At 47.4% G+C, this 20,676-nt stretch carries 20 protein-coding genes; 5 read left to right on the forward strand and 15 right to left on the reverse strand.

Features of this window, described 5'->3' with window-relative positions; translation table 11 throughout:
- Positions 1-4: 4 nt before the first annotated feature.
- On the reverse strand, positions 5-676 hold the full coding sequence (gene mnmD, locus B5X72_RS00520; protein ID WP_079714852.1) for a tRNA (5-methylaminomethyl-2-thiouridine)(34)-methyltransferase MnmC2: 672 nt from the start codon (positions 674-676) through the stop codon (positions 5-7).
- Between the two features lie 44 nt (positions 677-720).
- Here mnmD and B5X72_RS00525 point away from each other — a divergent pair, with 44 nt between their 5' ends.
- Entirely contained in the window at positions 721-1,989 is a 1,269-nt protein-coding gene (locus tag B5X72_RS00525) for a dicarboxylate/amino acid:cation symporter (RefSeq protein ID WP_079714853.1), read from the forward strand.
- Positions 1,958-2,395 carry an alternative ribosome rescue aminoacyl-tRNA hydrolase ArfB gene (arfB, locus tag B5X72_RS00530; RefSeq protein ID WP_233632426.1) on the forward strand — a complete coding sequence of 146 codons (438 nt, stop codon included), beginning with the start codon at positions 1,958-1,960 and terminating at the stop codon, positions 2,393-2,395. The genes B5X72_RS00525 and arfB overlap by 32 nt, the downstream gene beginning before the upstream one ends.
- Here the strand turns inward: arfB and B5X72_RS00535 are convergent.
- On the reverse strand, positions 2,392-3,354 hold the full coding sequence (locus tag B5X72_RS00535; RefSeq protein WP_079714854.1) for a lipid A deacylase LpxR family protein: 963 nt from the start codon (positions 3,352-3,354) through the stop codon (positions 2,392-2,394). The genes arfB and B5X72_RS00535 overlap by 4 nt on opposite strands.
- 208 nt (positions 3,355-3,562) lie before the next feature.
- On the opposite strand from B5X72_RS00535, the gene B5X72_RS00540 reads away from it, so the two are divergent.
- From B5X72_RS00540 to B5X72_RS00550, 3 genes are read left to right on the forward strand one after another with little or no spacing between them, the layout of a single operon-like run.
- The gene (locus tag B5X72_RS00540) at positions 3,563-3,994 is read left to right on the forward strand and encodes a cytochrome c maturation protein CcmE domain-containing protein (RefSeq protein WP_079714855.1); all 432 of its coding nucleotides are present in this window, start codon (positions 3,563-3,565) and stop codon (positions 3,992-3,994) included.
- A gap of 10 nt (positions 3,995-4,004) precedes the next feature.
- The gene (locus B5X72_RS00545; protein ID WP_079714856.1) at positions 4,005-6,452 is read left to right on the forward strand and encodes a heme lyase CcmF/NrfE family subunit; all 2,448 of its coding nucleotides are present in this window, start codon (positions 4,005-4,007) and stop codon (positions 6,450-6,452) included.
- On the forward strand, positions 6,452-7,228 hold the full coding sequence (locus tag B5X72_RS00550) for a Rossmann-like and DUF2520 domain-containing protein (protein WP_079714857.1): 777 nt from the start codon (positions 6,452-6,454) through the stop codon (positions 7,226-7,228). The genes B5X72_RS00545 and B5X72_RS00550 overlap by 1 nt, the downstream gene beginning before the upstream one ends.
- Here B5X72_RS00550 and B5X72_RS00555 read toward each other — a convergent pair.
- The 13 genes from B5X72_RS00555 to B5X72_RS00610 all read right to left on the reverse strand — a co-directional run bounded on the left by B5X72_RS00555 (position 7,218) and on the right by B5X72_RS00610 (position 20,571).
- Positions 7,218-9,872, reverse strand: a complete 2,655-nt coding sequence (locus tag B5X72_RS00555; protein WP_079714858.1) for a carboxypeptidase-like regulatory domain-containing protein — start codon at positions 9,870-9,872, stop codon at positions 7,218-7,220. The genes B5X72_RS00550 and B5X72_RS00555 overlap by 11 nt on opposite strands.
- A 4-nt stretch (positions 9,873-9,876) precedes the next feature.
- Positions 9,877-10,746 (reverse strand): GLPGLI family protein, encoded by an 870-nt coding sequence (locus tag B5X72_RS00560; RefSeq protein WP_079714859.1) that lies wholly within the window; start codon positions 10,744-10,746, stop codon positions 9,877-9,879.
- A 61-nt stretch (positions 10,747-10,807) separates the two neighbouring features.
- A complete protein-coding gene (locus B5X72_RS00565) occupies positions 10,808-11,578 on the reverse strand; it encodes a GLPGLI family protein (protein WP_079714860.1) in 771 nt (256 codons plus the stop codon).
- A gap of 92 nt (positions 11,579-11,670) precedes the next feature.
- Positions 11,671-12,510, reverse strand: coding sequence for a GLPGLI family protein (locus tag B5X72_RS00570; RefSeq protein ID WP_079714861.1), 840 nt, complete (start codon positions 12,508-12,510; stop codon positions 11,671-11,673).
- Between the two features lie 362 nt (positions 12,511-12,872).
- Positions 12,873-13,691, reverse strand: coding sequence for a GLPGLI family protein (locus tag B5X72_RS00575; protein WP_079714862.1), 819 nt, complete (start codon positions 13,689-13,691; stop codon positions 12,873-12,875).
- Between the two features lie 114 nt (positions 13,692-13,805).
- A complete protein-coding gene (locus tag B5X72_RS20480; protein WP_139378468.1) occupies positions 13,806-14,003 on the reverse strand; it encodes a hypothetical protein in 198 nt (65 codons plus the stop codon).
- Positions 14,004-14,283: 280 nt separating this feature from the next.
- Positions 14,284-15,651 carry a TlpA family protein disulfide reductase gene (locus B5X72_RS00580; RefSeq protein ID WP_079714863.1) on the reverse strand — a complete coding sequence of 456 codons (1,368 nt, stop codon included), beginning with the start codon at positions 15,649-15,651 and terminating at the stop codon, positions 14,284-14,286.
- A gap of 738 nt (positions 15,652-16,389) precedes the next feature.
- Positions 16,390-17,220: a GLPGLI family protein gene (locus tag B5X72_RS00585; protein ID WP_079714864.1), complete on the reverse strand. Its 831-nt coding sequence runs from the start codon at positions 17,218-17,220 to the stop codon at positions 16,390-16,392.
- A gap of 33 nt (positions 17,221-17,253) precedes the next feature.
- Complete coding sequence (locus B5X72_RS00590) at positions 17,254-18,096, reverse strand: GLPGLI family protein (RefSeq protein WP_079714865.1); 843 nt, start codon at positions 18,094-18,096, stop codon at positions 17,254-17,256.
- Between the two features lie 46 nt (positions 18,097-18,142).
- Positions 18,143-18,505, reverse strand: coding sequence for a hypothetical protein (locus B5X72_RS00595; protein WP_079714866.1), 363 nt, complete (start codon positions 18,503-18,505; stop codon positions 18,143-18,145).
- A 272-nt stretch (positions 18,506-18,777) separates the two neighbouring features.
- Positions 18,778-19,617: a GLPGLI family protein gene (locus tag B5X72_RS00600; protein WP_079714867.1), complete on the reverse strand. Its 840-nt coding sequence runs from the start codon at positions 19,615-19,617 to the stop codon at positions 18,778-18,780.
- A 77-nt stretch (positions 19,618-19,694) separates the two neighbouring features.
- Positions 19,695-20,054: a hypothetical protein gene (locus B5X72_RS00605; protein WP_079714868.1), complete on the reverse strand. Its 360-nt coding sequence runs from the start codon at positions 20,052-20,054 to the stop codon at positions 19,695-19,697.
- Between the two features lie 298 nt (positions 20,055-20,352).
- A complete protein-coding gene (locus B5X72_RS00610) occupies positions 20,353-20,571 on the reverse strand; it encodes a hypothetical protein (protein ID WP_079714869.1) in 219 nt (72 codons plus the stop codon).
- Positions 20,572-20,676 lie beyond the last annotated feature (105 nt).

Raw genomic sequence — 20,676 nt, forward strand, 5'->3', positions numbered from 1 at the left:
TAAATTAACTGTTCTTTGTTGCCCTGAGCATCTCCCGTTTTCCAGGTGCTCCGGGTACTTTTTCAATAGCAAAGCCCAACGCACTCATCGCGCGTTTGAGGTGGCCGGTGATGGCGTAGGTAACGAATATACCGCCAGGTTTCAGGTATCCGCATACGTGCTTTAGTGTTTCAGCAGACCACATCTCCGGCTGGTGTACCGCCGCAAATGCATCAAAATAGAGGACGTCAAACCGCTTGCTGGTCACAAACTGCAACACATCAGTCGTCATAACTTCCAGCGAGCTTCCGGCTGCGAATGTTTGCGCTTGCCGCTGGCTGTTGGAATAGGATGATAGAAAGGAATGCCAAACCTCCCGCCCAACGTATGCGTCATAGCCGGTTTGTGAGATGATTTCGATGGGTAGTGGGTACGCCTCCACGCCCGTATAGTCCAACGTCACGGCATGCTGGATGCAATAGTCTGCGCTCAGCAGAAAGTTAAGCCCTGTACCGAAGCCGATCTCCAGCACCGAAGCACGCCGAATAGCAGGTGACGCCAGGAAATGTTGTAATCCCATACCAAGGAATACATGCCTACTTTCCTGCACGGCACCGTGCCGCGAGTGATAATGTTCGCCTATATCGGGATGATACAACGTTTTTGAGCCGTCCGCCGTGACAACAAATTCCTTCATGTTGTGCAAACATAAAATAAATCCACTACTTTAGTGACGAAAATATGGAAAGGCAGACCTCCAACTTCTTGCGTAGTTACGGCAGTATCCTGCTCTTGTTGCTCGGCATCGTGGTAGGCAGCTTTGTCGGTGGTTTTTTTCCCGGCACCGTTGTCTGGATCAAGCCTTTGGGAGACGTCTTTCTCAACCTGTTGTTCGCCGCGGTCATTCCACTGTTGTTCTTTGCCATCGCCTCGGCCGTGGCCAATATAGACGGGTCGCAGAAGCTTGGGCGGATTATCTCCACCATGGCCGGCGTATTTTTGGGCACGATTCTCATAGCGGGTGTATGCACGATTATTGCGTTGTGGTTTTTTCCCGTCGAAGCGCCGCAAGCCGTTCAGGAGCCCGCAAGTACGTTGCTCGAGGACGATCCCAATGACACGTGGGGCGATAGGCTGGTCAGGTTTGTGACGGTTGATGAATTTTATAAGTTGCTTTCTCGCGAAAATATGCTGGCGTTTGTCATCTTCTCTTTTCTTTTAGGAGTTGCTGCTCAGCGATCGGGGGAGGCAGGTGCGCCGTTCAGAAGGTTTTTGTTGTCAGCAAATGAGGTCATGAAGCATTTGCTTATGCTCATTATGAAGGTCGCTCCCCTTGGTCTTGGTGCGTATTTTGCGTATCAGGTGGGGACCATTGGCCCTGCACTCTTTGGCTTTTATGCCAAGCCATTGGGGTTGTACTATCTTTTGGGCGCATTTTATTTTGCCGTGTTTTTCAGCTTTTATGCGTATGTGGCCGCGGGCAAAACCGGCGTACGCCGGTTTTGGAAAAATAATATCCTGCCTTCCGCTACGGCTATCAGTACGTGCAGCAGTATTGCGACGATGCCAGTCAATCTTGCCGCAGCGCCCGGCATGGGCATCCCCCCCGCGGTAGCCAACGTGGTGATTCCGCTGGGCACCACGTTGCATAAGAATGGTTCATCCATGTCCAGCATCATTAAGATCTATGTTGCTTTCGTGCTTATCGGCTGGGATTTTTTTGAACCGATGACCTTGCTGACGGCCTTAGGCATCACCGTATTGGTCAGCATCGTAGCGGGCGGCATCCCCAATGGTGGATACATTGGGGAGATGCTGATGATATCGGTGTACGGATTGCCCACGGAAGCCATTCCTGCGGTCATGATCATCGGTACCCTCGTAGACCCTATGGCTACGGTATTGAATGCCACGGGGGATACGGTGGCGGCGATGCTGGTCAGCCGCTTCGCTTTGGGCAAGCATGCAGTGCATTCAAATGAAGGGGGAGAAGCGGATGGCATGGAATAAGCAGCTCGATACGGAGGCCTTATTGCCCTATGTGCAATTTCAGACTTCCAGAAGCGGCGGCAGTGGCGGCCAGCATGTCAATAAGGTGGAAACCAAGGTCACCCTGCTGTTTGACATTGATGCCGCGCCGTTCTTTTCAGCAGACGAAAAGGAACATATCCGGAAACACCTATCGAGGCGCTTGCAAAGCAATGGATTATTGCAGGTGACCAGCCAGGAAACCCGCAGCCAACTGCAGAATAAAGAAATTGCACTGCAGAAGCTGGTTGAGCTATTGGCCAGTGCGACCCGGGTCAGGCAGCCCCGTAAAGCAACGAAGCCATCGAAGGCAGCCTTGGAAAAGCGTCTTGATGCCAAGCGGCGGCAGGCGCTGCGTAAGATCAACCGCAAAAAGGATTGGCTTTAAAACCTGTAGCTCATTCCCACCGAACCATAGCGATGCCTGAAAAACATTCCGGGGACCTCCTTCGTATAGAAAATGTAATGCAGGCGGAGTGTAAGCGCACTCCGGGCATACATCACGCCAAACTGGTTGTACCACACCAAGCGCGCCGGGTCGTGTGTCACCGGCCCCTTGTCGCGCAGGAACATGCCCCCTTGGAGCGTAGCATTGTAGCCCACAAAATTCAGCAGCGGGCTGTAATAAAAAAACAGCTCATCGCCGACAGGCTTTGCCTTCGTTTGCAACCGGCTGGACGTGTAAGCGGATTGGTGGAGCGGGTTTAAACGTCCCAGCCGGATCGTCGGCGCGACGGATAATCCGGTATGATTTAAGCCCAATTTGGCTTCGGCTCCAGCCGATAGGTCAAACCATTGCCGCGCATTGCGATACAATAGTCTGCCATATTGAACCGCCGCGTCGATACCGAAGGCATTCTCCAGCTGGTATTCCCAGCCCGCGATCTCGTACAAGTTTAGCACGTTGTGGATGCCTTCCTGAAGCTGCCGTCCGAATGCACGCTGCCCGATGGTGCCGACTTCACCAGCCAAGGACACGAACGATTCGTTGGCAAAATACCGGTCGATATCCACCGCGAGGAAAAGATAAGCCGTTATCGGCCGGTCGACCTCCTCAATGTAGCGGATGTGCGCGGTATATGCATTGTATATTTTTTGCCCGATTGTGATGCCCCAAAGCCTGTTCACCTCGTTAGGTGACAGCGAAACGCTATCGACAGTTTTGCGGATATTGAAGAAAACACCGTTTGTATAGTATTGATCCTGTTTATTGAACAAATAAAGATCGTTGTCATTTCTGAAATTAAATTCAGATCGGGGTGTGTGTTGTGCAAGGCCTCCAGTGTAAACAAAAAATAGCACGGCCACGGCGTAAACTTTGGGACGACTATATAGGCTGTTGATCATGAATGGTGTAGCTGTATCTCGCCGTAGCAAACATACTGATTTTTTTGATGCTTTTGGTTATAAGCTATATGCATTAGCTTATACGCTTACGACCTACTCTTCTAATTTAGAATAGTTCTAAAAAATAGCAATCAGTTGCAATATTCGTAGCTTCATTTTCCAATTCGTAATTTTGCATTCCGGTATTAATCCATTGGGGGATAATGACATGAAGAAAAGTTCGGTAATAGGAATCATCATCATTGCTATTGCTATCGCGATGATTATTGTGATATACACAGATTCAAGTACGTATTCAACGTTCACCGAAGCGAGGGAAAAGCAAGCTGAATTATATGTGGTCGGTGTGCTGAATAAGGAAAAGGATTTGGTCTATAATCCAACCGTAGACGCCAACCATTTTTCGTTTTATATGTATGACAACGACAGCACCGAATGCAGGGTCGTGTTCCGGGGCGCAAAGCCGCAGGACATTGAGCGTTCGGAGCAGATTGTACTGACGGGCAAAATGGTGGGGGATGAATTTCACGCCAGCAAGATTTTGATGAAATGCCCTTCTAAATATAACCAAGACGAGGTAGAGGTGACTGAGGCAACCGCTGCACAGGCTTTGAGCTTCGTTCCAACCGATAATCGATAGGACACAATAAATGGATATAACGTATGTAGGTGAAAACCTGCTGCCCGGGAAAGTAGGGCAACTCTTTGTCATTCTTTCGTTTGGGACAGCATTATTGTCTTGCATCAGCTACTATTTCGCTGCCAACCACAAAGAAGAACAGTCATGGAAAACCATTGCACGGTTTGCTTTTTGGGCAAACGTGGTGGCCGTGGTGGGTATCGGTACCTGTTTGTATTACATCATTTACAGCCACCTGTTTGAGTATCATTATGCCTGGGCCCATTCATCCAGGGCATTGCCCACCCATTACATTATTTCCAGTTTTTGGGAAGGCCAGGAGGGCAGCTTTTGGCTGTGGATGTTTTGGCAGATTGTACTGGGAATCGTGTTGGTGTTCAAGGCGAAAAGCTGGGAAAATCCCGTGATGGCGGTAGTCATGCTTTGCCAAGCTGTATTGGGCTCGATGCTTATCGGCGTCGAGATTTTCGGTGAGCGCGTGGGCAGCTCGCCATTTATTCTGCTACGGGAGGCTATACCGGGACCGATTTTTGCCAACCCGGATTACTTGACCATGGTTACCGATGGCCGGGGCCTTAATCCGTTGTTGCAGAATTATTGGATGGTCATCCATCCTCCCACACTTTTTCTTGGCTTTGCGGCGATGATTGTGCCCTTTGCCTATGGTGTGGCCGGATTGTGGCAGCGACGATATCACGAGTGGATTACACCCGGTATCCCATGGGCGCTCTTTGCTGTCATGACGCTTGGGGCAGGTATCATCATGGGCTCGTTTTGGGCATATGAGGCGCTTAATTTTGGAGGATTCTGGGCTTGGGATCCAGTCGAGAATGCTTCGATTATTCCCTGGCTTACCCTCATTGCAGCAGTACACGTCATGGTGGCATACAAAAATTCGGGCCACTCATACTTTACCGCTACCTTTTTGGTGCTGGTCAGCTTCGTACTCGTCATCTATGCATCGTTTCTTACCCGCAGTGGTGTGCTGGGAGAGACTTCTGTACATTCCTTTACCGATCTGGGACTTTACTGGCAGTTGGTGGCGTTCAACGTTATCTTCCTCGGTATCATGGTCTACTTGCTGGTCAAGCACAAGAAGCGCATGCCGTCAACACCGAAAGAAGAAGACATCTATTCACGGGAGTTCTGGTTGTTTATCGGTGCATTGGTGCTCTCGGTCGCCTGCGTACAGATTATCTCATCGACGTCCATCCCCGTATTCAATGCTGTTTTTGGAACCAAGGTAGCTCCTCCTGTTGAGCCGGTGCAGCATTACAATAAGTGGCAGGCGGGCTTTGCTGTAGTCGTTGGCCTACTTTCGGCCTTTACGCAATTCATGAAATACAAGCGTACGGATGTACGCAAGTTTTACGCTGCGGCTATCGCATCGTTGGTTGTCGCCATGGTCGTTACCGCCCTTGTGGTGTATATCACCGGCGTATATACCAATTTTATGTATATCCTGTTGGTGTTTTCCGCTGCCTATGCTGTTGTGGCCAATGGCAGGATATTGGGTGAGGCCATCAAGGGTAAATGGAAGCTCACCGGATCAGCAGTGGCACATATTGGGTTTGGGTTGTTGCTTATCGGTGCGCTGGTAGCTGCCGCAACAAACGAAGTGATTTCGGTCAACAGTAGCAATTACATTGCGGTGGCAGGCTTTGACCAGGTCGAAAAACCCGGTGACAACCTCTTTCTCACCGAGGGCGAGCCCGTGCAAATGGGTGATTACCGCATCACGTACGTAGGTGATAGCGTAGCGCGCCCCAACGTATACTACAAAATCAACTATGAAAAGATAGATGAGGAAACTGGCAGGGTGACCGAGCGTTTCCAGCTTCGGCCGTTTGCACAGAACAACCCACAGATGGGGGGGCTCATCGGTACCCCGGCAACCAAGCATTACCTGACCCATGATATATATACGTTGATCACCGCCGCGATGTCGGATGCACACCAGCAAGCCCAACCGGGTGATCAGGGAGGTTTTGAGGATTACGAAGAACCGGCTATCTACGAAACCAATATCGGGGATACGCTGCGCTATCGCAATGGCTATATTGTGGTGGAAGGTATCAACCGCGATGCCACGGTACAGAACATCCCCCGCCGGGATGATGACGTCATTGTCGGGCTCAAGCTGAAGGTACATGCAGTGAGCGGCGAATCTTACGACGCGGAGCCTGTATTCCTGATTCGCGGAGGCAGCACATTTGATTTATTCAAAGACGTCGAAGAGCAGGGACTGCGGCTCCGGTTCAGCAACATCATCCCGCAGAAAGATAAGCTGGAAGTCATGGTGTACCAAAAGCCGGTACCGGAGAAAAAGTGGATCGTGTTTAAGGCTATCAAATTCCCTTACATCAATTTCTTCTGGTGCGGGGCTATTGTAATGACCATTGGCTTTTTGCTTTCCATCTTCCGACGCAACAAAGAGATTAAACCCGAAAAGGTCTGATGAATATTGTTTTGCTTGGCAGCGGTAATGTGGCGACACATTTGGGCCGGGCGCTTGTGGATGCCGGACACCGCATCACGCAGGTATACAGCCCTACCCAAGCGCACGCCATGGTATTAGCTGATGCGGTCAATGCCCGGGCAATTGACGACCTCGCGGTCGTTGAACCCAATGCAGACGTGTATGTCATCGCTGTAAAGGATGATGCTATCGCGCAGGTGGCGGCGCAGTTGCCACCATCGTCGAACGGTATCGTCGTCCATACAGCCGGAAGCGTAGCTATGGAGGTATTTGCAGGACACGCGGAGCGGTATGGCGTCGTGTACCCTGTACAAACCTTTTCCAAGGCCAAGGCAGTTGATTTCTCGGCGGTTCCTGTCGCTGTGGAAGCTTCCGATCCGGCGACATATACCGCGCTTGCCCGGCTCGGGGAAAGTTTGTCCACCCGTGTTTTCCCCTGTGATTCGGGGCAGCGCCTTTCCCTGCATGTAGCGGCGGTGTTCGCCTGCAATTTCGCTAACCACCTGTATGCCATCGGGGCAGGCATTCTTCGCGAACACGGGCTTGATTTCGGACTTATCCGGCCACTCATCCTTGAGACGGCGGAGAAGGTGATGATGCACGAGCCTGAGGATGTGCAGACGGGGCCGGCCGTGCGCAATGACATCGGCACGATGCAGCGGCATTTGGCGCTGTTGGACGGCCAGCCTGACTTAGCCGAGCTTTACCGGAAGTTGAGCGAGCGGATTGGTCGCCAATCAGCTCTTAAAACCTGAATCGCGTCGAAACGACGAACTGCCTTGGCCTAAGTTCAAAGTACGTTTCGACCAGTTGGTAGTCGCTGGAGAATTGTTGGGTATAGCGACTATTATCTAATAGGTTCTGCGCGTTCAGCACGATGTCGGTTTTCCATTTTTTGAGGTGATAGGTGTAGGAGCAGTCCACGAAGTATTGAGGACGGATACCTTCGATATTGTTCAAGTAGTAGGCATTCTGGACGGCGAAGCTATGCCGGTCGCCGATGTGCGTGCTGGCCTGTAAAAAGTGGTTTTGGTAGACCACGGTATTGGACTCCCCCATAGCCAGCAAAGTCTTCCCATAGCCATGGACCAACTTGTACGAAAATCCAAGGAAGTGCCACTTCGAGTTGACCACTTCAAATGAGCCGTCCCATGAACGGCTTTTGCGTTTGGCCATTACGCCATTCAACAAGTAGTCGGCCTGTCCCAAGCCGGCATTGGCCTGCAGTTTGACCACCGTCTTACTATGGGCAAAGAAATGGCCGTAACCTGCCGATAGGCGATGCATGGTATTTCTGCCGCTGCGATTCGCGATGCTTATTACGGATTGCGCGAGTGAATCTATCGAAGTCTGAAAGAGGTAGTCCTGTATCCGGTTGGCATAGTTGTAGCTGGCGTTGGCGAAAATGCCCTTCAGGGTGTGGTTGAAGTTGTAGGAGACGGCCGTACTTACCCCTTGGTTGCTTAGTAGGCGTGCGCTGTACCGCAGGAGGCTCCGGTATGTGCTGGCAATGTAGGCGTTGTAAAAGTTGTTCATCTCCTCGAATTGCCGGCCATAGGAAGAGGTAATCCCCAGCTCCTGCCGACTGCTCAGGGCATAACGCACCGACGCTTCCGGATTGAACGTGTTCCTCGTCACATGCCGCAACGGCCGTTCGCCTTGCTGCTCCACATCAAACAGGTGGAGGGAATAGGGAAGGTTGCCCGATAGCTTCCAATTGCCACGCTCATAGTTGAGGCGGAATCCCATGGCTAATTGCCCCCTGCTGGCCACCATATCGTTCCAATAGCCTGCGCCCAAGTCGTTAGCCTCACCATCTACGGTAGTGGTTATGCCGGTTTTTAAGGTGCTGGAACGATAATTGACCATAAGCGATGGTGTGACGGACAGCCATCCAATCCGGCGAACGAAGCTGAGTTCGTTTTCTGTACGCAGGCTTCGGTAATCGATGCGTTGCCGCATCCGTTCGTAAGGCTCGCCGTTATTCAGTGCCTCCAGCAATTGACCGGGCTGAACAACGAGGTGCTGCGGCGTCTGCATGATTTCCACATCCGACTGAATAGTGATGAGTTGCTTGCCAATGAAACGTGCCAGCGACAGATTGTTCAGCAGGCTGAAATCATCGTAGGTGCGATTCTGCGAGATATCGTTTGCCGTATTCAGCCGCAGGGCACCGCGGTCTCTATTCCAGCGGCTGTGGTAGTTCAGTTTATTCCGCAGGTATACCTGCTTTTCGTTCTTTTCCAGCAACAGGCCAACTGTCAGATCATTTAGGCGGTAGCGGTTGTCCACGGCTTCCGTCAACAGGATTTGCTGATCCGGGGCAAACACGTTCGTGGCCGTATATCCCCGGCGTTGCCGGCGGTCATTATAGAAAGCGATATTTCCTTTGACTTCCAATCCGCTGGATAGCTTTTGAAGTGCATTTGCGCTGATCAAGAACAGTCGGTTGTCCAGCCATTTTGCTTCATCGAAGCCAGGGCTTGTTACGTCGCGGACGGAAAGATAAGACGGACCCGGGGTATTGCCGGTGGCCGCATGGAAAAGCTGTCCGCCGGTATAAAATGGCTGCAATGTCTTTGCTGCATCGTTGCCCGTATTGTTGGTTTGGCCGCTGGCAAGCAGTTGGAACGTCTTGCCAAACACCATCGGTGTGAAGTTGACGTCCCATAAGGCGGGCAAAGCGCCGGCGCCGACACGGCCCGTGCCAGTGGTGGTCACCGGATTTTTCAATTCCAGGTTGAGCGAGGCGCGGTCGGAGGCGACCACCGAATCCAGCACCTTGATGGGCTGGTCATTCTCCACGATCTGTACATTCTTTACGGCATCGGCCGGCAAGTTGTTATTGATCATGCCGTAGCGTCCCTCCATCAGGTCCAGGTTGTTTACCATGTACTTCTGTATAGGCTTCCCTTGATAATAAATGCGACCGTTCACCACCTCGATGCCCGGTAGTTTCTGGATGATATCCCCGATAACCCTATCCTGACGGGAGGTAAACGCATCCACGACGTAGCTGATTGTATCGCGTCGTTTATATATCGGAAAAGGAGCCACGTCTACTTCCGCCAGCTCGGTATAGCTTGCTTCCAGCTTGATCGCATGGTCTGCGGCATTATTGGCGATGATGGCTCGCCATGTCCGGTACGTTAGGTGTGAAACCGCCAGTTCGATGCTGTCTGCATTTGTTGTATTGCTGGTAAGCCGGAAAGAACCATCCGGTTTAGTCATCGTATACCCTTTGACGGCAGGGCTTCCGATTTCTTTGTAGGTGACGCTGGCATTGCCGATGGGCCGCCCAAGTGAATCCACGACACGGCCGGAAATGACCACCTGCGCATGAAGCAGCCCATTGCTCTGCAAGCAAATGATCAGTAGGATGATGTAGCGGATATACATGGTATCATGGGTATAGTTCTATCCAGTTGTTGTCTTTTGCCATTTGGGCCGCAATTTGTTTCCGTGCCTCTTCAAGCGCTCGTTCCTCATCGGGTGCATTTTCAAATCGGAGGGCTCCAGCGGTTTTGTATACATCGAATATGTTGGCTTGATAATGCCGCCGCTCTCTATAAAGGCGCTCTTTAGTCGCGGGGGCAAACTCGTACCAATCCTGAAAATTGATGACCACGTTCTTATCGATATTTCTGATATTAGTCATTTCAAAACGCCAAAAGTCATTGACGTCGGATATGGAAATTATCAGGCCCGGTAGTCCCGCAAATTTATAAGGCCCATCCTGAATGGGGATGTCAGTAGTAAACCATGCTATCCAATGTCGATTGCCGAAGTACAGGTCGGCACGTTGGCAAAGCAAGTTTGCTATGGTCATGGTATCTGGTCTAATGTCCCAATTTAAGTCCTGCTGGTATTCTTCGTAGTAGTAGATTACTTCTTTCCCATTCAAGTTCATTCCGAAGGGCGAATCATATGTTGTTATTGTCCCTGTCTCTTTGATGACTTGGTAGTTGAATGGGTCTACGGGCCGTAAGCCTATGGTCATACTTTTAGATTTTTTTTCAGCGTAATAAACCGAATCCGCTCTGAATTTTTTTATGGATTGAAACAAAGAAAGTCCATCATTCAGCAGCAATTCAAAGTCGAGTTGTTTGCGGCTTTCGGTATCGGTGCTATCTGTTTGATAGGTTGCTCGGTAGATGACTTGGCGGTCGAAGTGCAGCGTATCAGTATGCTGTGCGTGATAACCGGTTTTTTGGCTAAAACTGTCTTGTGTTAAACGTATCAGGCATAATATAATCAGCAGCTTACTTTTCATAACAATTATTCAAACGGTATTTGTGAACTATAAAATTAGTTTTTAGTAATCGAGTTTGCAACTATTTCTCGAAAAAGTTTTTTGTATGCTGCCGCATTTCTTCGTCCACCGGCCCGATATTGCCGGCCGCTTGATTGATTTGCAACCAATTATACCGATAATTCCATTTTCGCTTATAAAGCTCCAGTTTGTTCACTACCTCGGCGCTATGCAGAAATGTGAGGTCAACTATGAAAGCCGGCACATGTTCTATCCGCTTCAGATCAAATAGCCAAGAATCAGTCCGATCACGGATTCTGACTATCAATCCCGGCAGTCCGCAGAATTTGTAGGGCCCGTCACTGATGGGTATATCTGGGCAGAACCAAGCCTCCCACGTCCGTTTTCCAAAGGTTAGTAATGCTTTCTGACACAAAAATTTGTTGATTGTGGCCGTATCATTCGTTAATGACCAGATCATACTATCCTGTGATTCAACGTAGGTACAGATTACTCCTCCCAGCGTTTCAACCTGCTCATAATAATGCGTTTTTTGATCGGAATAGTCTTTAAGAATACGATATCTTGCATTAGTTGAAATGGCTTGTTCCGAGCGTCTCTGCAAACTTTGGTAGAACAGGGCTGTATCCTGTTCCGCTTGGAGAACCGTGCGAAACAGGGATTTCCTCCCATTGACCAGCAGTTCGGTCAATTCCGTGGTGGTAAGGGAACTTGTACTATCCTTCCGGAATGACATGTCATAGTATATTTTATACCCTTCATGGTTCTGTGCTGCCGCGGTAAAGAAAAATAAATGTACTAGGGATATTATTATCAACAGCTTACTTTTCATAAATGATTCATTCAAATGGCAATTTATAAACTATTAAATTAGTTTATAATAATCGGGTTTGCAACCAGTTACAAAGATATTTTTCGGCATATCTATGGGTACAATTCTATCCAATTGTTGTCATCGGCCAGTCTTTTGCTGTATTCTTTCCTGCCGCGTTCGTGAGTGTATTCCGCACTTGCCGGATGGCTGAAATCGGCACCTGCCGCCTCCATGTTGGCTACCAAACTGTTTTGGAACTGTCTTCTTTCGCGAAACAGCTTTTCTTTCGTAGCCGGGACAAATTTATACCATGACTGAAAGTTCAGAACGACGACTTTTTCCACGCTACGGATGTTGGTGAGATCAAACTGCCAGTGCCCTTTGGTGTCTGCAATGGAAACAATCAGTCCCGGCAGGCCGCAGAATTTATAAGGGCCGTCCGGTATCGGTATTTCCGGCGCGAACCAGGCAATCCAATGGCGCTTACCGAAATAGACGTCCGCCCGTTGACAGAACAGCTTGCCTATCCGCAAGGTGTCTTCTTTTATCTGCCATTCCAACATGTCCCGCGGTTCATCGTAATAATAAATCTCATCCACACCCTGAAGGTTGATGCCGAAAGGTGAGTCGTAGGTTTTGATCTGATCTCCCCTTTTCACGATCTGATAGTTAAACTTATGTACGGGAGTTAAATGTATCATACCGATTTGGACTTTTTTCTCGGCGAAAAAGGCTGAATCCCGTTGCCCTTTTCGAATGGACCGGAATAAGGATACTTCATCGTTAAGCAACAGCTCCATGCCGATTTCCTTCCGGCTGGCCTCGTTACTGCTATCGGTCTGATAAGTAGCTTTGTAAATAACTTGGTGGTTGAAACGTAATTCTTCTTTTTCTTGGGCAAATAACAACGAAAAGGGAATTCCAAACAATGAAACGACGTATCTAAACATAATTAATTCTCCTGACCTAAGTAATTATAGATTTCATCGGCTCCCTGGTTAATGCTTCTCCAAAATTTAAATTTAAAATATTCATGGTGAAAATTTTTAAATCACGAGCTTCCTTATTGTCAATGGAAATTCCGTGTAGTTTACAATAGCTGGCAACTCGCCAGGTTGATTGCTCTCCCGTAGCCCTCTGCCTTGCAGATCGCATACGTTTTTAATATTCCATGTTGCTGAGTAAATAAATACAATACGCCTTTCTTTTTAGTTGTTCTATGCATTTAAGACGGTATTGGGCTATGAAGGCGGCCGAATCGTTGTCCTTTCTGGAGTGAGCCTATGCGTGAATGCGTTGGCCCGATAAACTTTTATGGATAACGCTCTATCCAGTTGTTATCTTTCGCGGCATGTGCCTTTGCTTTCTTAAATAATCGTTGTCGCACCGCTTCGCTTTCAAAAGGGCCTATTTTTCCAGCGGCTTCGTAAATTTCCATTTGGTTATCTCTATGGTGTCGTTTGCGTTTATAAAAATCCAACTTTCCCATAGCTTCCGCATCCTCCAGAAACCAAAGGTCGAAAGTAAAGGCAGGGACGCGTTCGATACGGTGCAATTCAAACATCCATGACGCTTTACTGTCACGGATTCGGACAATCAATCCTGGTAATCCCCAAAATTTGTATGGGCCTTCACTGAGGGGGATATCCGGTGTGAACCAAGCCTCCCAAAGGCGGTTACCGTAATTTAGCCAGGCTTTTTGGCATGGGTAACCGTGTATGGTCAGGGTGTCTTTTGTTAGGAACCAGCCCATACTGTCCCGGGGTTCGGCATAGGTACACATAGGACCGCCCAGTATTTCTATGACCTCATAGAAATGGCTGGCCTGGTCTTCGTGGTTTTTAAGGATGCGGTACCTTGCACTGGTAAAAACGTTGATCAATGAGTGATCTATTTGATCCCTATGGTACCTATTGGTGTCTTTTTCAGCCTGTAAAACCGTCCGGAACAAGGACCGGTTGTCACCGATGAGCAGTTCGGTCATCTCTGATGTCAATTGGGCGTCATTCGTATCCCGTTGGAAGGTCATGTTATAATAGACCTTGTAGCCGTCCTTAAAAGGCTGCTGTGCTTGAGCCGCCACTGTTAACATGAAAAAAACTGCTTGGATGGTAAATACTACATACTTCATGGATTGGGGCTCATATGCAATTGGCGTTAAGAAACTGTGAACCTCCTTGTAAGATTCTTAAAGGAGGTTTAATGCATGCTATGACGTGTCTACATCGTGATTTACCGATTATCATCAATCTATACCACCATAACATCCCCCGCATTCGTCACCGAATGCGTCGCCACATTGCGATCCACACAAATCGAGATCGTCATGGCCGCAGGGATACGATTCTCCGTCTGTAAGCACGCATCTGACGTTGCCACCCGCTATTCCCCTCATTTCTTCCCTGCTAAGCGTTTTTCCAAAATTTAAATTTACGATATCCATTGGTGAAAAATTTTAAATCACGAGCTTCCTTATTGTATCAATGGAATTCCCGTGTAGTTTACAAATAGCTGGCAACATGCCAGGTTGATTGCTCTCTCGTAGCGCTCTGCCTTGCAGATCATATACGTTTTGTATTCCATGTTGCTCTTAGTAAATAAATATAATACTCCTTTCTTTTTAGTTGTTCTGTGCATTTAAGACGTATTTCAAATCAGCTATTGCATACATTTCCGGCAACTGATGGCCACTAAGCGTAAGCGTGTTTTCCGCAGCGCCGCTATCAATCTAAAGCAGTCAATCTATCCAAAACCTGTTGAATGTCTGAAGATGAAGGTTTTGGTGCGCTCAAATCCACTAAAGTGAACCGTTTGTCGATCAATACATATCTTGGTATCTGCACCACGTTGTAGGCCGGCATCGAGTGGCGGTCGACAAGGCCTTCCAACGTAAAGTTTTGGTCCGTTGATTTGAGGAAATCCATCCATTTGCCGTGATCGGTGTCAACGGATAGGCTCAGGAAAACGACATCCTTATTGTGATAAAGTGCCCCAAGGTGTTGGAAATTGGGCCGCTCTTCAATGCATGGGACGCACCAAGTCGCCCAGAAATCAATGTAGATAACTTTTCCCTCGTAATCAGACAAATGTGTTATGTTGCCACTTCCATCATGTATTTCGAAATCAACAGCCTTTTCCCCCGGTTTGAACGTTGTCAAGGCCAGCAACGATCGCTTCAAAGCGGAGGCGTACAATGGGCTTTTGACTCTGTCAATATCATTCGGGATACTGGCCAAGGCCACCGAGTCGTTCGATTCCACTCCGCGGGTTAGCGCTCTGTAAATACGGTTAGCTATTTGCCAATCTTCAAGCCGAGAGACGGCTTCAGTGTTCGTCTGCGGGTGTTCCAGGATGGTGGGAAGTATGTTTCGGTAAACCGTCAATTGAAGGAAGTTGGTATCCGCAAATTCTGTAGCATGCCGCTCGATATGGTTGGCCATGATCGCCTTAAATTTTTCGAAGTACGCCTCCACACTGTCTTGCTCAGTTTTATGTACATAGACGTAATATGAGGGGGCCATGTACAGGCTATTGATCAAATCCGCCCTGATGCGGGCATGCTCCAGCTCCCTGAACTTATCGGAAATACCATCAGTACTATCCAATACGGATGTGGCTTCCCTGGCCAAGGAAAGGATATGATCGACGGTTTCGGAGCAGCCTTGCTTTACGGTCCTTCCGCCATCCAGATAAGACCCCGCTTTTGGCAACGGAGCACTTTTTAAATAGTCCTGTTTCCCTGCGCCCCTACCACTGAAATTTGAGTTGAATGGATCTTTTAAGTCTATCCTGACATGAATCGAATCCCCAGGCTCCAGATACAATTGGTTATAGCCGATTTTATAATATCCCTGATTCTCCGGCGAGAGGGCTATCTCAAATTCACCCTTATCATTTAGATTCAAATGATGACTCTCATCCAATGTTTTGAAATCACCTGTTTCTCCATTATCAACCAAGTAGACCATTCCTTCAGCATTCGCGACTTTTCCATGAATATAGATCGTACCGGCATCCTGAGTATGCGTCCATGAAGATGGAAAAAGAAATACGGTCAAAGACAATAGGATTGAAAGTGATTTCGATATCATAAGATTAAGTAATTTCGTCAGATAATTTTATAGTAAAATTCAAAAGCAAAGTGGGTTTTATTTGGCACCCCACTTTACTTTTAGCCATAGATTCTTCCACCTAAGACCGAAGGAACTGCGTCACCGGGCCTTCATGAACACAACCCTTAATCGTTTTGTTTCGATCACTAGGGCAACTTACATCGACACATAATTGGTTTGTCCCGCAATCACTGTGTGTGCTACATCCAGCATCACAAGCATCACTACCTCCTTTAATACTTCCTCCAGTAACCTGCTTCATCTGCTCCCTGGTTAATGCTTCTCCAAAATTTAAATTTACAATATTCATGGTGAAAAATTTTAAATCACGAGCTTCCTTATTGTCAATGGAATTCCCGTGTAGTTTACAAATAGCTGGCAACTCGCCAAGTTGGTTACTTTCCCGTAGCCCTCTGCCCTGCAGATCGCATACGTTTTTAATATTCGACGTTGCTGAATAAATAAATACAATACTCCTTTCTTTTTAGTTGTTCTATGCATTTAAGACGTATTTCAAATCAGCTATTGCATACATTTCCGGCAACTGATAGCCATTGACAAAAAGTGTGGCGGAGCTTTGCGATCGGCATCGAGTTGCCGATGGGCTGCTCATCCGAATCTACTACTACTCGACCGGAAATGGCCGCCTGTGCCAGGCACAGCCCGCCACTTTGCAGGAAGACAATAAGTAGGACGATGTAGCGAATAAACATGATGTTATGGGTACAGTTCTATCCAATTGTTGTCACGATTTGATTCATTCTGGTAAAATTTCCTTGTTTTTTCCAATCGCTCGGGCTTTACACCTCTGAACCGGCCCTCTGCCGACAGTAATTCGAATAGATTAGCTCTCAAATACACTTTCTTTTCGAAGAAATCCTTTTTATTGGTATTGAGCGGCGGCGGCCCATTTGGTGTATGCAACCAAGATTTTCCGTGCTTGTTTAGATTGATGGTTATTATATCGAACCGCCAGTGGCCTTGATCGTCATAAGCGGATAAAATTAAGCCCGGAAGGTTGCAGAACTTATAAGGGCCTTCAGGCAACGGGATATCTTGCGCAAACCAAGCGATCCACTTTCTGCCCCCCAGCGCGACTGTTGCTTTTTGGCAAAGCATATTTTCAATAATCATGGTATCTGGTTTTATTTCCCATTTTAAAATATCCTTGGGTTCTGAATAATAATAACTATGAAATAAGTCTGGATGCAATACTTCCTGATGTATAATCGAATCTTTTTTCTTTACTATAGTATAGTGGATGTCTGTAATGTTGTCTGCATAGAACGAAGAGGGAAGACCGCCCGAATTTCCCTTTTGGGCATTATGTGCCGCGGAGTCCAGCCGACCCGTGGCAATCGTCCTGAAGATTGACACCGTGTCGTTTAATCGTAATTCAGCGTATTCGTCTTTTGTGTCGTCTTTATTGGTGCTGTCCGGTTGATACACCACTTTGTAGATGATTTCTTTATCGAATGTAATCGGATTTTCTTGAGCAGAAGCACTGATTACCAATAGAAAATATGATATTAAAATAACGCGTATCATCCGATTTTTCAGCTTGCTATAGGAATAACGTATTTATGGATAGCGCTCTATCCAGTTATTGTCATTGGCCAGTAGTTTGCTATATTCTATCCTTCCTCTTTCATGGGTATATTCCGGGCTTGCCGGATGGCTGAAATCGGCCCCCGAGGCCTCCATATTGGCCACCAGATTATCCTGAAACTCCTTGCGTTCGCGGAATAGCCGCTCCTTCGTAGCGGGTACGAACTTATACCACGACTGGAAGTTGAGTACGACGACCTTTTCCACGTTGCGGATGTTAGTCAGGTCGAACTGCCAGTGCCCTTTGGTGTCTGCAATAGATACAATCAGCCCCGGCAGGCCGCAGAATTTGTAAGGGCCATCCGGTATCGGTATTTCCGGTGCGAACCATGCGATCCAATGGCGCCCACCGAAATGGACGTCTGCCCGCTGACAAAACAGATTGCCTATCCGCAAGGTGTCTTGTTTTATCTGCCATTCCAACATGTCCCGCGGTTCATCATAATAGTAAATCTCATCCACACCCTGAAGGTTGATGCCAAAGGCCGAATCATAGGTCTTAATTTCGGCTCCTCTTTTCAAAATTTGGTAATTAAGCTTATTTACGGGAGCCATTAGAAGTGCTGCTGTCCTTGTTTTTTTCTCCGTAAAGAAAATCGAGTCTTGCTGTCCTCGGTTGATGGATTGGAAAAGGGACATTTCATCGTTTAGCAATAGTTCCATATTGCGCTGTTTACGACTTGACACATCGTTACTATCAGTCTGGTAGCTTACCCGGTAAACCATTTGGTAGTTAAACTGCAATTTTTCCTTTTTCTGGGCAAACAGCAATGAAAAGGGAAACCCAATTAATAAAATAATGCATCTACACATCATTAATTTCTCCTTACTGAATAGTGAGCCCAAGAAATGGGCTCATTGTCTACGTTTCGCTTTCACCGCAGTCGGTTTCGGCACAAATTTGAGTGCAATTTTGCGGATTTGCATCGTTGACATATACCGTGCAGCTCCAAGGGTTTAGCCCCCCTCCGCAATAGCATTCTCTGTGACCACCGGAGATAGATTTCATCTGCTCCCTGGTCAATGCTTCTCCAAAATTTAAATTTATAATATTCATAGTGAAAAATTTTAAATCACGAGCTTCCTTATTGTCACTGGAATTCCCGTGTAGTTTACAAATAGCTGGCAACTCGCCAAGTTGGTTACTTTCCCATAGCCCTCTGCCTTGCAGGTCGCATACTTTTTTATATTTTATGTTCCTTAGTAAATAAATATAATCCTCCATTTTTAGTTATTCTATGTCCGTTTTACCAATCGTCCAAGGCCTGTTTGGTCGTTTGCTCGTAGCCTTTTCCGCAATCACCATAAGATGCTTGACCGGCGGAGCTTTGCGGTCGGCATCGAGTTGTCGATGGGCTGCTACTGCGCAGGCATACAATAAGTAGGATGACGTAACGGATAGGCAGTGTCATAAACGATATTTAAATACGAATTAAATTATAATTAGTTTAGTTGCACAAATTAATTGCAATTGCCAAAGAATTTTTTTCTGCACATCTATGGGTACAGCTCTATCCAGTTGTTGTCGTTGGCCATCCGTTTGCTAAGCTCTTTTCTGCCCCTTTCGTGGGTATATTCCGGACTAGCTGGATGGCTGAAGTCAGATCCTTTGGCCTCCATGTTGGCCACCAAATTGTCTTGAAACTCCCTGCGTTCGCGGAATAGCCGCTCCTTTGTAGCGGGTACGAACTTATACCACGACTGGAAGTTGAGTACAACGACCTTTTCCACGTTGCGGATGTTGGTCAGGTCGAACTGCCAGTGCCCTTTGGTGTCTGCAATGGATACGATTAGCCCGGGCAAGCCGCAGAATTTATAGGGCCCGTCAGATATCGGTATTTCGGGCGTGAACCAAGCAACCCAATCACGCCCACCGAAACGGACGTCCGCCCGTTGGCAGAACATATCGCCGATCCGTAATGTGTCCTCTTTTATCTGCCATTCCAGCATGTCCCGGGACTCTTCGTAATGATAAATCTGATCGATACCCTGGAGGTTGATATCGAACGCCGAATCATAGGTTTTGATCAGGTTCCCCCTTTTCATGATTTGGTAATTGAACTTATTTACAGGCCGTATATAAAGCATCGCCATTGGGACTTTTTTCTCTGCGAAGAAAACCGAATCCCGTTGCCCTCGCCAAATGGACTGGAACAGGGATACTTCGTCGTTAAGCAACAGCTCCATGTTTATATCCTTCCGGGTTGCCTCGTCATTGCTGTCGGTTTGGTAGGTAACCTGATAGACGATCTGATGGTCAAAACGTAATTCCTCCTCTTCCTGGGCAAGCAAACGAGGAAGGGGAAACCAAAGCATGAAAATAATACATCTTGACATAATCAGTCTCTTATTTGCATTAAATAGTGAGCCCGATGGACGGCCCACTATAAATTAATAAAATCCCTATTGTCCTTTTACATTGGCATTTCTCCACAGTCGGTTTCCGCACAAATTTCGGTGCAATTTTTGGGGTTACCATCATTTACGGCAACAGGACAACTCCAAGGATCAAGTCCCCCGCCGCAATAACAATCTCTACCTCCAGTCACCTGCTTCATCTGTTCCCTGCTAAGCGTTTCTCCGAAATTTAAATTTACAATATTCATAGTGAAAAATTTTAAACCACGAGCTTCCTTATTGTCACTGGAATTCCCGTGTAGTTTACAAATAGCTGGCAACTCGCCAAGTTGATTGCTCTCCCATAGCCTTCTGCCTTGCAGATCGCATACTTTTTTATATTTTATGTTGCTTAGTAAATAAATATAATCCTCCATTTTTAGTTATTCTATGTCCGTTTAATCGTCCAAGGCCTGTTTGGTCGTTTGCTCGTAGCCTTTTCCACAATCACCATAAGAAGCTTGACCGGCGGAGCTTTGCGGTCGGCATCGAGTTGTCGATGGGCTGCTACTGTGCAGGCATACAATAAGTAGGATGACGTAACGGATAGGCAGTGTCATAAACGATATTTAAATACGAATTAAATTATAATTAGTTGCACAAATTAATTGCAATTGCCAAAGAATATTTTTCGGAACATCTATGGGTACAATTCTATCCAATTGTTGTCATCGGTCAGTCTTCTGCTGTATTCTTCCTGCCGCGTTCGTGAGTGTATTCCGCGCTTGCGGGATGGCTGAAATCGGCGCCTGCCGCCTCCATGTTGGCTACCAAACTGTTTTGGAACTGTCTTCTTTCGCGAAACAGCTTTTCTTTCGTAGCCGGGACAAATTTATACCACGACTGAAAGTTCAGAACGACGACTTTTTCCACGCTACGGATGTTACTTTTCATAATAGTTATTCAAACGGTATTTGCAAACTATAAAATTAGTTTTTAATAATCGAGTTTGCAACTATTTAGCGAAATAGTTTTTTGTATGCTGATAACGAGGGGATG

Origin of the sequence: Parapedobacter luteus (assembly GCF_900168055.1) — a bacterium.
In the GTDB taxonomy this organism is placed as follows: domain Bacteria; phylum Bacteroidota; class Bacteroidia; order Sphingobacteriales; family Sphingobacteriaceae; genus Parapedobacter; species Parapedobacter luteus.